Raw genomic sequence first — 14,657 nt, forward strand, 5'->3', positions numbered from 1 at the left:
TGTTAAAAGAACATCGTCGCATTGCCACTCGCTCGGAGAAAACCGCCAGAAATTACCTTTGCATGCTTAAATTAGGCTCTGTTCGGTTGTTTTTAAAGCGGTTATTGGGTTAAGGGACACAGCCTAGCATCAGCTCAATTCAATCTTCATCCCCAATAGGATCCTCTAAAATGTCCAAACAACAAATCGGTGTTATCGGTATGGCGGTGATGGGCCGCAATTTGGCGCTGAATATCGAAAGCCGTGGCTATAGCGTCGCTATTTTTAATCGTTCCAGCGATAAGACCAATGAGGTGATGGCTGAACATCCAGGAAAAAATCTGGTGCCATATTACAGTGTCGAGGAATTTGTTGCCGGTTTGGAAGTGCCTAGACGTATCTTGTTGATGGTTAAGGCGGGGGAAGCAACCGATAAAACCATCTCAGCGTTGACACCGCATCTTGAGCAAGGGGATATTTTGATCGATGGTGGTAATACCTATTATCAGGATACCATTCGTCGTAATCGTGAGCTTTCTGCTCAAGGGTTTAATTTTATTGGTACCGGTGTTTCAGGCGGCGAAGAGGGGGCATTGAAGGGGCCGTCAATTATGCCCGGAGGGCAAAAGGCCGCTTATGAGCTGGTCGCGCCGATCTTGAAGCAGATTGCCGCTGTGGCAGAAGGGGAGCCTTGTGTTACTTACATTGGACCTGATGGTGCCGGCCACTATGTGAAGATGGTGCACAACGGTATCGAGTATGGTGACATGCAACTGATTGCTGAAGCGTATTCATTATTAAAGCAGGCATTGAATCTCACTAATCAACAGTTGGCTGAAGTCTTCAATGATTGGAATCAGGGGGAGCTTGGTAGTTACCTAATTGATATTACCAAAGATATTTTCACTAAGAAGGATGAGCAAGGTAACGATCTCATCGATGTGATCCTAGATTCCGCTGGTAATAAAGGGACGGGTAAGTGGACCAGTCAAAGTGCGCTCGATCTGGGAGAGCCGCTATCACTGATCACTGAGTCGGTATTTGCACGTTATTTATCCGCTCAGAAAGAGCAACGAGTGGCAGCAGCTAAAGTGCTGACTGGGCCTAATCCACAGCCATTTGACGGCGATCAGAAAGCTTTCGTTGAACAGGTACGGCGAGCGCTGTATTTGGGCAAAATTATCTCCTATGCACAAGGCTTTTCACAGTTGAGTGCTGCCTCTAAACAGCATAACTGGCAGTTGAATTATGGTGAGATAGCGAAGATTTTCCGTGCCGGCTGTATTATTCGTGCCCAATTTCTACAAAAAATTACTGATGCCTATGCAGACAATGCGCAGCTTGCTAATTTGTTGCTAGCACCGTATTTCAAGCAAATTGCCGATCACTATCAGCAGGCATTGCGTGAAGTTGTCGCTTATGCGGTGCAACAGGGTATACCAACCCCGACCTTCTCAGCGGCGATTGCCTATTATGATAGTTATCGTTCAGCAGTATTGCCTGCTAATTTGATCCAGGCGCAACGGGACTATTTTGGTGCGCATACTTATCAGCGGATCGATAAAGAAGGTGTATTCCATACTGAGTGGATGGAATGATGTTGAAGTTATAACCGACAATGGTGCGAGTGGGCAAAATTCGGTGGCCCACTCGCGTGTTATCCCTTACGGAATATTGACTGTGCCTGCGATGTGGCTACTTTTGATGACGCAGGCGCAGGCAGTCGATGACTTGGCTCAAATCCAGATTCTGATCTTGCAATAACACCAACAGGTGATAGAGCAGGTCAGCAGCTTCATCCTGTAGCTCTTGGCGGTTATGTACTGTTGCAGCTAACGCTGTTTCCACACCCTCCTCGCCCACTTTTTGTGCGATGCGTTTAGTGCCACTGGCATACAGCTTGGCAGTATAAGAGCTTTCCGGGCTGGCATGTTTGCGTTCAGCAAGTAGCTGTTCCAGTTGATAGAGAAAGCCTAAGTCACTTTGAGCCGGTGAGAAGCAGCTAGTAGTGCCTAAGTGGCAAGTAGGGCCAATCGGCTCAGCTAAAATCAGCAAGCTATCGTAATCACAATCAGGCGTGATGCTCATTACATTCAGGAAGTTGCCAGAAGTTTCGCCTTTGGTCCATAGCCGTTGTTTCGTGCGCGAGAAAAAAGTCACTTTTCCGCTCTGTTCGGTGAGTGCTAAAGCAGCCTGATCCATGTAACCCAGCATTAGAACCTCACCAGAAATGGCGTGTTGTACAATCACTGGCAGCAGTTGACCTGTTTTTTCCCAATTCAGTTGATTTCGTTGTTGTTCAGTTAACACAGACGGATCTCCACACCATGATTGGTCAGGAACTGTTTTAGTTCGCCAATATTGATGATTTGTTTATGAAAGACGGATGCGGCTAGCGCACCATCAACATGAGCATCATGGAAGGCAGCAAGGAAATGCTCCATTTGACCAGCCCCGCCAGAAGCAATCAACGGCACTTTACATACGGCTCGAACCAGTTTCAGCTGCTCCAGATCATAGCCGTTGCGTACCCCATCTTGGTTCATCATATTAAGTACGATTTCACCTGCCCCACGTTTTTGTACTTCTTCAACCCAATCTAGTGTTTGCCACTGTGTCACTCGGGTGCGTGTTTCATCACCGGTATATTGATTGACATGGTACTTTCCTGTGCTTGCTTCGTGCCAAGTATCGATCCCGACTACGATGCATTGCACACCAAAGCGGTCAGCCAGGCGGCTGATCAGTGTTGGATCGGCTAGTGCAGGTGAATTGATAGAGATTTTATCTGCACCAAAGGAAAGAATTTGCCCAGCCTCTTCACAGCTTTTAATACCGCCGGCGACACAGAACGGGATATCGATCACCTCTGCTACGCGCGATACCCAGCTTTTATCGACTACACGCCCATCACTTGACGCGGTGATGTCATAAAATACTAGCTCATCAGCCCCCTCTTCAGCATAGCGTTGTGCCAATGGCACGATATCGCCGATAATTTCATGGTTGCGGAACTGCACCCCTTTCACCACCTGCCCATCTTTGACATCCAGGCAAGGAATTATCCGTTTTGCCAACATGCGATAGCCTCCTTGACGTTGAATTTACCCTCTAGTAGTGCCCGCCCAACAATCACACCGCTGACACCGCTGCCACGTAGTTGCCTGATGTCATTCAGATTACCGATCCCACCAGAAGCCTGAAACTGGATTTGTGGGTAACGCTGGCATATTTCTTGATAGAGGGCGACATTTGAACCGTTCAGCGTGCCATCACGTGAGATATCGGTACAGAGCACATGTTGCAGTCCAAAAGGAAGATACTGCTCGATAATCTGTTCTAACGAGGCCTGTGAGTTCTCTTGCCAACCGCTGATAGCAACGTGTTTGGTTCCGTTGTCATCGATTCGGACATCTAGCGCCAGAACCATCGTTTCAGCGCCGTAACGTTGAAACCATTGCTGCACTAATTCTGGTTGTGTTACGGCGGTAGAGCCGATCACTACGCGTGCAGCGCCTGCTGCCAGTAGAGCAGTGACATCTTGTTCGCTACGAATACCACCACCAACCTGCACTGGGATAGTGACACCCGCCAGCAAATCGCGCAGTAGTGGGATTTGGCGTGCGCTAGGATCTTTAGCGCCGGTGAGGTCGACCAAATGCAGTACTTGAGCACCTTGTTGCTGATAATCTTGTAACCGTAGCAGCGGGTCTCTGCCGTAGTCGCGTTGTTGGCCGTAGTCGCCTTGGTGTAGACGTACTACGCTGCCGTCGATCAAGTCTAAAGCGGGAATAATCATGCCGACTACATCTCCAGAAAGTTTTTCAGTAATTGTGCTCCGGCGGTACCAGAACGCTCGGGATGAAACTGCACGCCGAAAAAGTTGTCTTTTTGCACGGCGGCGGTGAAGGTTTCGCCGTAACAGGTTTGCGCAATGGTGTTGGGGCATAATGGCATCGCATAACTGTGAACGAAGTAAAAGTAACTGCCTTGTTCAATGCCACGAAACAGACGATTGCCCGCTTGTGCAGTGACGCGGTTCCAACCCATATGGGGTAGTGGTAGGCCACAATCCAGCATCTGTTTCACTGGTGTATCGATCATACCCAAGGTTTTAATACCGTTACTTTCCTCGCTGCTTTCAGCAAGTAGTTGCATTCCCAGGCAGATACCGAGTACAGGCTGAGTACAGGCTTTGATGAGTGGGATTAACTCTCGCTGTTCCAGTTGGCTCATGGCTGCCTCGGCAGTACCGACGCCAGGCAGAAACAGCTTATCGGCACGTTGGATAATTTCAGCGTCACGGCTGACTTGAGGTTGATAGCCAAGTCGCTGTACTGCATAGGTCACAGAGGCCAAGTTGGCGCAGCCGGTATCCAAGATCACCACATTCATTACAGCACCCCTTTTGAACTGGGCAATGTGTTGCCCTCAACGCGAATTGCTTGGCGTAGTGTGCGGCCAAATGCCTTGAATAGGCTCTCTACCCGATGGTGATCATTCTTGCCTTTGGTTTTCAGATGCAGGGTACAGGCCATCGCGTAGCTGAGTGAACGGAAGAAGTGTTCCACCATCTCAGTGCTGAGATCACCAACACGTTGATAGTTAAATTCGGCTTTATACTCAAGATGAGGACGACCGGAAAGATCCATCGCACAGCGAGCCAAACACTCATCCATCGGCAATACGAAGCCGAAACGACCAATGCCGCGCTTATCACCCAAGGCGTTATTCAAGGCTTCGCCCAGCGCCAGAGCGGTATCTTCTACAGTGTGATGGTCATCGATATAGAGATCACCTTTCACTTCGATATCCATGCGCAAACCACCATGCGTGGCGATTTGATCGAGCATGTGGTCGAAAAAGCCAACACCGGTTTTAATCTTGCTGCCACCTTCACGATCGAGCCAAACCGCGACATCAATCTGTGTTTCCTTGGTCACACGATTGACACGAGCATGGCGATCGCGTTTGGTCAACTGCTCGGCAATCGCTGGCCAGCCTAAGGTTGCTGGCTGGTAGAGTAAACCTTGAATGCCCATATTGTTTGCCAGCTCGACATCGGTTTGCCGATCACCAATCACATAACTGTTGGCGACATCCATCACACCAGGTTGTAGATAGTTTTTCACCATGGCGATTTTCGGTTTACGGCATTCACATTGATCTTCAGGTTTATGTGGGCAGATCAAAATGTCGGCAAAATTGATCCCTTGTGAGCTGAGGATCTGCATCATCAGATTGTGTGGTGGGTCGAAAGTCTCTTGTGGGAAACTGTCAGTGCCGAGGCCATCTTGATTGGTGATCATTACCAGGGTAAAGCCGGCTTGCTGTAGTGAGAGTAGGGCAGGGATCACGCCTGGTTCCAGCGCCAGTTTGTCCAAGCGATCGACCTGAAAATCTTCTGGTGGCTCAGCAATCAGTGTGCCGTCACGATCGATAAAAAGAAATTTCTGACTCATAGCAGCTCCTAAGCATTGGGTAACAGATTGAGGGCATCAATCACACGTTGGCACTCAGCGCGAGTACCAATGGTGATACGCAAACAGTGCTGCAGGCCAGGCTGTTTATGTTGGTCACGCAGAATGATCCCTTGTTGCCAAAGCTGTGCAAATGCCTGACTGGAAGGTTTAAAGCGTACCAGAAGATAATTGCTTTCACTGGCAAATACTTGCTCGACGCAGTGACATTGCGCAAGTTGTTGCTGTAGCCAGGTGCGGTTAGTAATGATCTCACTGACGCGCTGGCGCATGGCATCGATACCGCTTGGGCTGAGCGCTTGTGCCGCGATGTCGGCCACCGGTGTTGCGAGTGGATAAGGAGCGATCACCTTTAATAACAGATTGATCACTTCCTGATTAGCGAGGGTAAAACCACAACGCAAACCAGCCAGTGCAAACGCTTTTGACAGCGTGCGCAGTACGACTAAGTTGGGGTAGTCGGCTAACCAGTTGACCAGCGAAGCTTGTGGGCAAAATTCGATGTAGGCTTCATCGATGGCAACGATCGCCTGTCCGTTGACGCTTGCCAGTAGCGAGCGTAGATCATCAGGGTGGATCAGATTACCGGTTGGGTTATTAGGGCTACAGACATAAATCAGTCGCACATTGGTCAGATTGGCGTTAATGGCAGCGAGATCGAGTTGCCAATCCGTTTTAGCCAGCACGGTGCGGCACTCAACGCCAAACGTTTCTGCACTGACCTGATACATGCCATAGGTGGGAGGACAGAATAGCACCGCATCTTTTCCCGGTTCACAAAATGCACGGATCAGCAGCTCGATGCTCTCATCAGCACCGCGACTAACCAGTACCTGTTGTGGTGAAACACCTGCATAAGCTGCATAACGCGCAATGACTTGTGCCGGTTGACACTCGGGATAACGGTTGAGTGTTTGTGCTGTGAGCTCAAATTGAGGAGCAGTAGGGTATTCGTTTGCATTGAGCCAAACATCGCCGTTGCCGCCTAACCGTCGTGCTGACTGGTAGGGTGTTAGTTCGCGTACCGCTTTACGTGCCAATGTTTCTATGCTCATGCTTGCTCCTTGAGTGCTGTGACACGGATAGTTACCGCATTTTTGTGGGCGTTGAGCTGTTCAGCTGTTGCCAGAATTTCAATAGTATTGGCCAGTGAGAGAAAACCTTCAGGTGTTAATTCTTGCACCGTCATCCGCTTCTGAAAATCAGCCAGTCCTAAACTTGAGTAGGTGGCGGTATAGCCATACGTGGGTAACACATGGTTGGTGCCAGAGGCGTAATCACCGGCTGATTCAGGCGACCAGTCGCCAAGAAACACTGAACCGGCATTGGTGATGTGTGCTACTAGTCCAGCAGCATTTCGCGTTTGTATGATCAAATGCTCAGGACCATATTGATTACTGATGGCAATACATTCAGCCAAGTCGCGCGTGACAATCAGACGGCTACAGTTAAGCGCCTGGCGTGCGGTGGCAGCGCGTGGCAGGGCAGCCAGTTGCTGCTCAACTTCACTCGCAACTGCAGCGGCCAAAACAGCATCAGGCGTTAATAAAATAACTTGTGAATCAGCGCCATGTTCAGCCTGAGAAAGCAGATCAGCAGCGACAAAGGCGGGGTTTGCGCCACTGTCGGCAATAACCAGCACTTCAGACGGGCCGGCGGGCATATCGATTGCGGCACCGTCCAGCCGTTGGCTGATCTGGCGTTTGGCCTCCGTAACAAAGGCATTACCGGGGCCAAAGATTTTGGCTACCCGAGGAACAGAAACGGTGCCAAAGGCCATTGCTGCGATGGCCTGTGCACCACCAACCTGGAAAATCTCTTCCACACCGCAAAGTTGTGCTGCGTAGAGGATCTCATCGGCAATCGGCGGTGGTGAGCAGAGTACCACGCGACGGCAACCCGCAATGCGTGCCGGCGTAGCCAGCATCAGTACGGTAGAAAACAGTGGCGCAGAGCCACCAGGAATATAGAGGCCGACTGAATCAATCGGGCGACTCACCTGCTGGCAACGAACACCAGGCATAGTTTCTAGCGCAATGTCTGGCAGCTTCTGGGCACAGTGGAAGGCTTCAATGTTGGCCAGTGCCGTCGCCATTGCCTGTTTGATCTCAGTGCTTAAGCGGGCACAAGCTTGTTCAATCTGTTCTCTGCTAATACGCAATTGATCAACATGGGTTTGATCAAAACGGGCACTGTATTCACGCAGTGCTGTGTCGCCGCGCATTTTCACCTGATCGAGGATCTGCCGCACGCTATCGCTGATGCTATCAGAGGCCGCGATAGCTGGGCGCATCAGCAGGGCAGCACGCTGTGCGGCATCACACTCAGCCCAATTAACGGTGGTATTGAAGCTTGGCATCGCTTACTCCATCATTTTTTCAATCGGCAACACCAGAATAGAACTGGCACCGAGCGTTTTCAGTTTTTCCATGGTTTCCCAGAACAGGGTTTCACTACTCACCATATGCATAGCAACGCGGCTTTCTGAGCCTGCGAGAGGCAGAATAGTTGGGCGTTCGGCACCGGGAAGTAAAGCGATGATCTCTTCCAGTCGTTCACTGGGTGCGTGTAGCATAATGTATTTCGATTCACGTGCTTGGATCACCCCTTGAATACGTGTCAGCAGACGGTCGATCAACTGCTGCTTGGTGGTGGGCATCTCACCATCACGCTGGATCAGGCAGGCTTTTGAGCGGTAAATAACTTCAACTTCACGTAAGCCATTGGCTTCCAGTGTGGCACCGGTAGAAACGAGATCGCAGATGGCATCGGCTAAACCAGCGCGTGGTGCGACTTCAACCGAACCATTGAGTAGACAGGATTTGAAATTGACGCCTTGTCTGTCGAGATACTGTTTAAGCAGGTGGGGATAAGAGGTCGCGATACGACAGTTTTGCAGGCTTTGCGGCCCGAGATATTCGCTGTCGAGCGGGGCAGCCAGTGATAAGCGGCAGCTACCAAAATCGAGACGACGCAGAGTGAAATAGCGCGGATCTTCGCCACGTGCTCGGCGGCTGAGTAGCTCCTCTTCAAGCACATTTTCACCAATAATACCCAGATCGACCACGCCATCCATCACCAGTCCAGGAATATCGTCATCACGAACGCGCAGAATATCAATCGGCATGTTTTCAGCAAAAGCGATCAAACGCTGTTGCTGCAAGTTAATTTTGATACCACAGCGGGCGAGTAACTCCTGGGAATCTTCACTCAAGCGGCCAGACTTCTGCATGGCAATCCGTAAACGAGTTTTATCCAACATAACATCCTCTATTTAATAGACTGAATCTACGTAAAATTTGTGTGTAAGTTCAAAAGAAAAAGCCCTCGGAAGTTATCTTCCGAGGGCTCTCTCTTAAATCTGCTATCTGCTAAGCGCCACTGGAAGATATAACATCGTCTTCCAGCACACATCGCCCGAAAGACTAATCAGGGTGATGGTGATGATGGTGGTTGAACAGAACGCAAATCATGTCATTTCTCTTTAAGTTAGGTCAGACGGTGCTGAGTTGCTGACTAGGCTAAACTATCTGCATTGTTTGATGCAACTTCTTTTTTAGCGAACGGCGTAATTTGTTGCAAGCGGAGCAGCGATTAAGCAGATTAGAGAGGCAGGCTAGCTGGATTAACAACCGACAACGGAATAGATTGTTAATCGGCAAAGTTTCAATGCTTGTCGTGCAGTTATCATAAGGGGAAGCCAATGAAAAAAATTTCTATTGTTGGGCTGGGATGGTTAGGGATGCCATTGGCACAATCGCTCATTAATCGAGGCTATCTGGTAGTTGGCAGTAAAACCAGCATTGAGGGCGTGAATGCAGCACGTATGAGTGGTATTGAGTGCTATCAGTTACAACTCACGCCACAGCCAAGTTGTAGTGCGTCAGAGCTGCAACAACTGTTACAGGTAGATGCGTTAGTAATCACCTTACCCGCTAGCCGCACCATCGAAGGTAGCGAGAACTATTTTCAGGCTGTCACTATGCTGGTGGATAGCGCGTTAGCATTTGCGGTACCACGCATCATTTTTACCAGTTCGACCTCAGTTTATGGCGTCACTAGTGGCATTGTGCGTGAAAACTCAGCGTTGCAGCCAGTGACCGCAGCAGCACGTGTATTGGTGAAGTTGGAACAGTGGCTACATGCATTGCCGGGAACATCGGTGGATATTTTACGTCTGGCTGGATTGGTGGGGGCTAAACGTCATCCAGGGCGTTTTCTGGCTGGAAAGCAGGGGGTGACTGGCGGTGCACTTGGTGTGAATTTAGTTCATCAGGATGATGTGATTGCTGCCATTGAGTTACTGCTCAAATTACCACATGGGGGGCACATCTATAATTTATGTGCGCCACAACATCCAATCAAACGTGAATTTTATCCGGCAGTGGCGAAACAGTTAGCGTTGCCACCACCCAAGTTTGCCGTTGAAGAGCAGCAACAAGCAGGGCGGGTGATCGACGGAATGCGTATTTGCCATGAACTCGGGTTTGAGTATCACTACCCTGATCCGCACACTATGCCGTGTGATGAGTGACTGCGGCAATATTGCCGCTCTGTGATCTGGGGCTCGATAATCGAGCCCCCGTGTTGATCGTGTTGTTGACCTGGCGGATGTTATATCTTGCTGCCCCAAAGGTCATACTCATCGGCATGATCAACTTTGATCTTGATAATGTCACCGACCTTGAGGTGATTTTCGCCATTCAGATACACCACGCCGTCAATCTCCGGTGCATCAGCCATACTGCGGCCAATTGCACCTTCTTCATCCACTTCATCAATCAGCACCCACAGTTCACGCCCTACTTTTTCCTGTAACCGCGCTGCTGAGATCTGCTGTTGTAATTGCATAAAGCGGTGGAAACGCTGTTCTTTGATCTCTTCAGGCACTTGATCAGGCAACTGATTGGCGCTGGCACCTTCGACTGGGCTATATTTAAAACAACCAACACGGTCGAGACGAGCGGCACGCAGAAAATCGAGCAGTTGCTGGAAATCCTGTTCGGTTTCACCCGGGAAGCCAACAATAAATGTGGAACGCAACGTCAACTCTGGGCAGATTTCCCGCCAGCGATTGATGCGCTCTAACGTGCGTTCTACGCTACCGGGGCGTTTCATCAGTTTGAGGATCTTGGGGCTGGCATGTTGCAGCGGAATATCCAGATAAGGCAGAATTTTGCCTTCGGCCATCAGCGGGATCACATCATCAACATCCGGGTAGGGGTAAACGTAGTGTAGACGCACCCAAACACCCAGATTAGCAAGTTGTTCACACAGGCTAACCATGCTGGTTTTCACGGGTTGGCCCTGCCAAAAACCGGTGCGATGTTTGATATCGACACCATAGGCTGAAGTATCTTGTGAGATCACCAGTAGTTCTTTAACGCCGGCCTCGACCAGCCGTTTGGCTTCATCCAGCACTGAGCCAATAGGTCGGCTGTCCAAGTCACCGCGCATTGAAGGAATAATGCAGAAAGTACAGCGGTGATTACAGCCTTCTGAAATCTTCAGATAGGCATAGTGTTTGGGTGTCAGCTTGACCCCTTGAGCAGGGATCAGACTGGTAAAGGGGTTGTGCTCTGGTCTGGGCACATATTGATGAACGTGTGACAAAACTTGTTCGTAGCTGTGAGGACCACTGATCTCAAGCACCTTGGGATGCACTTCGCGGATCTGATTTTCTTTTGCACCCAGGCAACCGGTGACAATCACTTTGCCATTTTCGTTCAGTGCTTCACCAATCGCTTCCAGCGACTCTTGTACGGCACTGTCAATGAAGCCGCAGGTGTTAACAATCACCAGTTCTGCGTCATCATAACGGGGAACCACTTGATAACCCTGATTACGTAATTCGGTCAGAATACGTTCAGAATCTACCAGGTTTTTAGGACAGCCGAGCGAAACAAAACCGATTCGCGGGGCGTTAGGAGGCGTTGTTTGTGACATAGCATAATCCAAAAAAGAGACGCGCGGATTCTACACAGACACACGCTGAAAGAACACCATTATCAATGATAATGTGACGACGTAGAGGCCACGCCGCCACTGAAAATTCAAACTCACTGATTAATCACAGGGAACGATTTTGATTGCTAACCCTCCTAGCGAGGTCTCACGATATTTGGCATTCATGTCCTTACCGGTTTCGTACATAGTTTCAATCACTTTATCCAGACAGACACGTGGTTCACTGGTTCGGCGCAGCGCCATACGAGCAGCATTGACCGCTTTTACTGCAGAAATCGCATTACGCTCAATACAGGGCACTTGTACTTGCCCGGCCAGAGGATCACAGGTCAGTCCTAAGTGGTGTTCCATGGCAATTTCTGCTGCGATACAGACTTGAGTTGGGCTACCGCCCATTAGCTCGGCCAACCCGGCGGCAGCCATTGAACACGCGACACCTACCTCACCCTGACAGCCGACTTCAGCACCGGAAATTGAGGCATTCATCTTATACAGCGTGCCAATCACGCCTGAAGCGAGAAAAAACCGACTATAAGAATTGGTGTTAACGGGGCGAATAAACTGGTCATAGTAAGCCAACACCGCAGGGATAATGCCACAAGCACCGTTAGTCGGCGCTGTCACTACACGCCCTCCGGCAGCATTCTCTTCATTGACTGCAAAAGCGAACATATTAATCCAATCGGTGACACTCATCGGGTCAGTATTGGTTTTATCACCGGTGACCAGGATACGTCGCAGTGCAGCGGCACGACGTGCAATCTTCATCGGACCAGGGAGCAAACCTTCAGTATTCATGCCACGATCGATAGCTGTGCGCATTACCTGCCAAACGTTAGCAAAATGTGCCTCGATCTCTTCTTTGCTACGCAATGCTAGCTCGTTCTGCATCACCAGGCCGGAGAGAGAAAGTCCAGTATCCTTACAGTGCTGCTGTAACTCTTGTGCAGAACGATAGGGGTAAGGAATGGCAACAGTGTCTGTGGCTGGTTGGCCAAAGTGCTCTTCATCAACAATAAATCCACCACCAATTGAGTAGTAAGTCTTGCTATGCAGCAGTTGTTCACCGGCATAAGCGCTGATACGCATTCCGTTTTCATGCAGTGGCAAATTGCTGTTGTGGAAATTCATACCTCCCTGCAGAGGAAAATCAACCTCATGTATACCTTTTGCTAGAGGCAACCGCTGCCGTTGTTGAACATCGTGAACAAAGGCGGGAATGCTATCAATATCTACATCGTGTGGCAGATTGCCAGCAAGACCCATAATGATGGCAATATCGGTATGGTGGCCCCTACCGGTGAGTGATAACGAGCCGTAAACATCAACCACTATGCGGGTTGTGTTGTGCAACTGCTCAGCGGCAATCAAATCATCAACAAATTGTTTACCTGCCTTCATAGGCCCAACGGTATGGGAGCTGGACGGGCCAATGCCAATTTTGAAAATATCGAAAACGCTGATCATATTCTCACTGCCTTCTTGATGTTAACGTTCCTTTACCTGCCTGGTGCAAGTAAAGGAGAAATGCCGGTGTCAGAACACCGGCTAACAGCCTGTCGCTAAGGTACTGTCAGTCTTGACACTGGCAGCACCTCCGTAGGCGAGGAGTGCGTACACTCTTCTAGGACAATATGGCAACTCACATAGCCGTATCGGACAAGCTTTACGCGCTATTAGCCAAACAGAGTATAGAGGATGGCTGACATCGCTATCAGTCCCATTAGCACGACAAACACGTTGCTGATATGACCGCTGTACTTACGCATGGCGGGTACTTTGCGAATAGCATACATTGGCATCAGGAACAGCAACATTGCGATCACCGGGCCACCGAGGTTCTCAATCATACCCAAAATACTTGGGTTCAGCGTAGCGACAATCCAAGTGGTGACCAACATAAAGATAGCGGTAATGCGGTTCAATTTACTGGTAGCGATGGTTTTGCCACGGCTCTTCATTGATTTGGCAATCATACCATTAAAACCTTCACGCGCCCCCAGATAGTGGCCGAGGAACGATTTGGTAATGGCAACGAAGGCAATCACTGGCGCGACATAAGCGATGTGTGGGTTATTAAAGTGGTTCGCTAAGTAAGAGAGAATCGAGATATTCTGCGCTTTTGCTTCAGCAAGATCGGCCGGTGACAGACTCAATACGCAACTGAAGACGAAGAACATTACGGTCAACACCATCATGATGTGTGAGTAAGAGAGAATGCGCGAACACTTCTTCTCTGCATGATCACCATACTCTTCACGTTTGGCGACCGCAAAAGCAGAAATGATCGGCGAATGGTTGAATGAGAACACCATCACAGGGATAGCTAACCACAGAGTGAGCAGCAGGCCATGTCCGATATCACCACCAGCACCGCTGATTGAGACATTTTCAAAGATCGCCATGTTCCAGTGAGGAACCAGATACAACGCCATCATCATCAGTGTAGCAACAAACGGAAATACCAGAACACTCATGGTTTTAACAATTGCTTGCTCACCAAAGCGCACAATTGTCATCAAGCCAATGATGAGTATCAGCGACAGTAAGGCGCGTGGTGGTGGCGTCATACTTAATTGATGAGTAATAAAGCTCTCTACAGTATTAGTAATTGCCACACTGTAAACTAACAATATTGGATAGATAGCGAAAAAGTAGAGCAAGGTAATCAGTTTACCGGCACTGATACCAAAGTGTTCTTCTACCACCGCTGTGATATCTTCGCCGGGATTTTTACCGGAGAGTACAAAACGGCAAAGGCCTCGGTGGGCAAAGAAGGTCATTGGAAAAGCAATAATTGCCATAATAATTAGTGGGATTAGACCACCGATCCCAGCATTTATTGGCAAGAATAAAACACCAGCACCGATTGCAGTACCATATAGGCCGAGCATCCACATGGTGTCTGATTTACGCCATGCAGTAGCAGGATCAGAGGGGGTAGAGGCACGAGTGCCAATTTTTGCTGAATCCATAAAACTCTCCGAGGTGTTAATTAAAAATTAAATAAATGTAAAAATAAAGAATGCCTAAATGTTTATTTTTAAATCAATAAGTAACCTCATCACAGTGGCAATCTCGCTCCGGCGTTAGCTTGGGGTTAAGCGATGTTTTTGTCTGAATTTACGCCTTTCATTAGAATTTATTGTCGTAAAATATAGATTAATGCAGAATAAACAACTGTGATCATGCTCTCAAATGTGATAAGTGTACAGAAAAATAAAATTAGTC

Annotated in this window: 13 protein-coding genes, 1 pseudogene and 1 other annotated feature; of the genes and pseudogenes, 3 read left to right on the plus strand and 11 right to left on the minus strand. The window is 49.1% G+C overall.

Annotation, left to right across the window (positions count from 1 at the left end; genetic code table 11):
- Together EOJ37_RS07975 and gndA are read left to right on the plus strand one after the other, a co-directional pair.
- Positions 1-113: pseudogene (locus tag EOJ37_RS07975) on the plus strand (IS5 family transposase); the annotation flags it as partial.
- 57 nt (positions 114-170) lie between these two features.
- A complete protein-coding gene (gene gndA / locus EOJ37_RS07980; protein WP_127959403.1) occupies positions 171-1,577 on the plus strand; it encodes an NADP-dependent phosphogluconate dehydrogenase in 1,407 nt (468 codons plus the stop codon).
- A 97-nt stretch (positions 1,578-1,674) separates the two neighbouring features.
- Here gndA and hisIE read toward each other — a convergent pair whose 3' ends face one another.
- Genes hisIE through hisG form a run of 8 tightly spaced genes read right to left on the minus strand, consistent with a single transcriptional unit; the run spans position 1,675 to position 8,721 of the window.
- Positions 1,675-2,289: a bifunctional phosphoribosyl-AMP cyclohydrolase/phosphoribosyl-ATP diphosphatase HisIE gene (hisIE, locus tag EOJ37_RS07985; protein WP_127959404.1), complete on the minus strand. Its 615-nt coding sequence runs from the start codon at positions 2,287-2,289 to the stop codon at positions 1,675-1,677.
- Positions 2,283-3,059, minus strand: coding sequence for an imidazole glycerol phosphate synthase subunit HisF (gene hisF / locus EOJ37_RS07990; protein WP_127959405.1), 777 nt, complete (start codon positions 3,057-3,059; stop codon positions 2,283-2,285). The genes hisIE and hisF overlap by 7 nt, the downstream gene beginning before the upstream one ends.
- The gene (gene hisA / locus EOJ37_RS07995; protein WP_127959406.1) at positions 3,041-3,778 is read right to left on the minus strand and encodes a 1-(5-phosphoribosyl)-5-[(5-phosphoribosylamino)methylideneamino]imidazole-4-carboxamide isomerase; all 738 of its coding nucleotides are present in this window, start codon (positions 3,776-3,778) and stop codon (positions 3,041-3,043) included. Before hisA ends, hisF begins: the two co-directional genes overlap by 19 nt.
- A gap of 5 nt (positions 3,779-3,783) precedes the next feature.
- Positions 3,784-4,374 (minus strand): imidazole glycerol phosphate synthase subunit HisH, encoded by a 591-nt coding sequence (gene hisH, locus EOJ37_RS08000; RefSeq protein ID WP_127959407.1) that lies wholly within the window; start codon positions 4,372-4,374, stop codon positions 3,784-3,786.
- On the minus strand, positions 4,374-5,441 hold the full coding sequence (hisB, locus tag EOJ37_RS08005) for a bifunctional histidinol-phosphatase/imidazoleglycerol-phosphate dehydratase HisB (protein WP_127959408.1): 1,068 nt from the start codon (positions 5,439-5,441) through the stop codon (positions 4,374-4,376). The genes hisH and hisB overlap by 1 nt, the downstream gene beginning before the upstream one ends.
- An 8-nt stretch (positions 5,442-5,449) precedes the next feature.
- Positions 5,450-6,514: a histidinol-phosphate transaminase gene (gene hisC / locus EOJ37_RS08010; protein ID WP_127959409.1), complete on the minus strand. Its 1,065-nt coding sequence runs from the start codon at positions 6,512-6,514 to the stop codon at positions 5,450-5,452.
- Positions 6,511-7,818, minus strand: a complete 1,308-nt coding sequence (gene hisD / locus EOJ37_RS08015) for a histidinol dehydrogenase (RefSeq protein ID WP_127959410.1) — start codon at positions 7,816-7,818, stop codon at positions 6,511-6,513. Before hisD ends, hisC begins: the two co-directional genes overlap by 4 nt.
- Positions 7,819-7,821: 3 nt before the next feature.
- Complete coding sequence (gene hisG / locus EOJ37_RS08020; protein WP_127959411.1) at positions 7,822-8,721, minus strand: ATP phosphoribosyltransferase; 900 nt, start codon at positions 8,719-8,721, stop codon at positions 7,822-7,824.
- 53 nt (positions 8,722-8,774) lie between these two features.
- Positions 8,775-8,909, minus strand: a sequence feature (His leader region).
- A 253-nt stretch (positions 8,910-9,162) separates the two neighbouring features.
- Here hisG and EOJ37_RS08030 point away from each other — a divergent pair.
- A complete protein-coding gene (locus EOJ37_RS08030) occupies positions 9,163-9,993 on the plus strand; it encodes an SDR family oxidoreductase (protein WP_127959412.1) in 831 nt (276 codons plus the stop codon).
- 80 nt (positions 9,994-10,073) lie between these two features.
- Here EOJ37_RS08030 and rimO read toward each other — a convergent pair whose 3' ends face one another.
- The 3 genes from rimO to EOJ37_RS08045 all read right to left on the minus strand — a co-directional run bounded on the left by rimO (position 10,074) and on the right by EOJ37_RS08045 (position 14,401).
- Positions 10,074-11,405, minus strand: a complete 1,332-nt coding sequence (gene rimO, locus EOJ37_RS08035; protein ID WP_127959413.1) for a 30S ribosomal protein S12 methylthiotransferase RimO — start codon at positions 11,403-11,405, stop codon at positions 10,074-10,076.
- A gap of 120 nt (positions 11,406-11,525) precedes the next feature.
- Positions 11,526-12,893, minus strand: a complete 1,368-nt coding sequence (locus EOJ37_RS08040) for an L-serine ammonia-lyase (protein WP_127959414.1) — start codon at positions 12,891-12,893, stop codon at positions 11,526-11,528.
- Between the two features lie 209 nt (positions 12,894-13,102).
- Complete coding sequence (locus EOJ37_RS08045; protein ID WP_127959415.1) at positions 13,103-14,401, minus strand: HAAAP family serine/threonine permease; 1,299 nt, start codon at positions 14,399-14,401, stop codon at positions 13,103-13,105.
- Between the last annotated feature and the right edge of the window lie 256 nt (positions 14,402-14,657).

The sequence above is a fragment of the Serratia microhaemolytica genome (assembly GCF_004011885.1).
GTDB classification, from domain to species: domain Bacteria; phylum Pseudomonadota; class Gammaproteobacteria; order Enterobacterales; family Enterobacteriaceae; genus Serratia_G; species Serratia_G microhaemolytica.

Excerpts from the sequence above, each read along its gene's own strand:
- hisH (WP_127959407.1), bottom strand. The coding sequence starts at position 4,374 with ATGAATGTGGTGATCTTGGATACCGGCTGCGCCAACTTGGCCTCTGTG.
- EOJ37_RS08045 (WP_127959415.1), bottom strand. The coding sequence starts at position 14,401 with ATGGATTCAGCAAAAATTGGCACTCGTGCCTCTACCCCCTCTGATCCT.
- hisC (WP_127959409.1), bottom strand. The coding sequence starts at position 6,514 with ATGAGCATAGAAACATTGGCACGTAAAGCGGTACGCGAACTAACACCC.
- rimO (WP_127959413.1), bottom strand. The coding sequence starts at position 11,405 with ATGTCACAAACAACGCCTCCTAACGCCCCGCGAATCGGTTTTGTTTCG.
- EOJ37_RS08040 (WP_127959414.1), bottom strand. The coding sequence starts at position 12,893 with ATGATCAGCGTTTTCGATATTTTCAAAATTGGCATTGGCCCGTCCAGC.
- EOJ37_RS08030 (WP_127959412.1), top strand. The coding sequence starts at position 9,163 with ATGAAAAAAATTTCTATTGTTGGGCTGGGATGGTTAGGGATGCCATTG.
- hisG (WP_127959411.1), bottom strand. The coding sequence starts at position 8,721 with ATGTTGGATAAAACTCGTTTACGGATTGCCATGCAGAAGTCTGGCCGC.
- hisF (WP_127959405.1), bottom strand. The coding sequence starts at position 3,059 with ATGTTGGCAAAACGGATAATTCCTTGCCTGGATGTCAAAGATGGGCAG.
- gndA (WP_127959403.1), top strand. The coding sequence starts at position 171 with ATGTCCAAACAACAAATCGGTGTTATCGGTATGGCGGTGATGGGCCGC.
- hisB (WP_127959408.1), bottom strand. The coding sequence starts at position 5,441 with ATGAGTCAGAAATTTCTTTTTATCGATCGTGACGGCACACTGATTGCT.
- hisA (WP_127959406.1), bottom strand. The coding sequence starts at position 3,778 with ATGATTATTCCCGCTTTAGACTTGATCGACGGCAGCGTAGTACGTCTA.
- hisD (WP_127959410.1), bottom strand. The coding sequence starts at position 7,818 with ATGCCAAGCTTCAATACCACCGTTAATTGGGCTGAGTGTGATGCCGCA.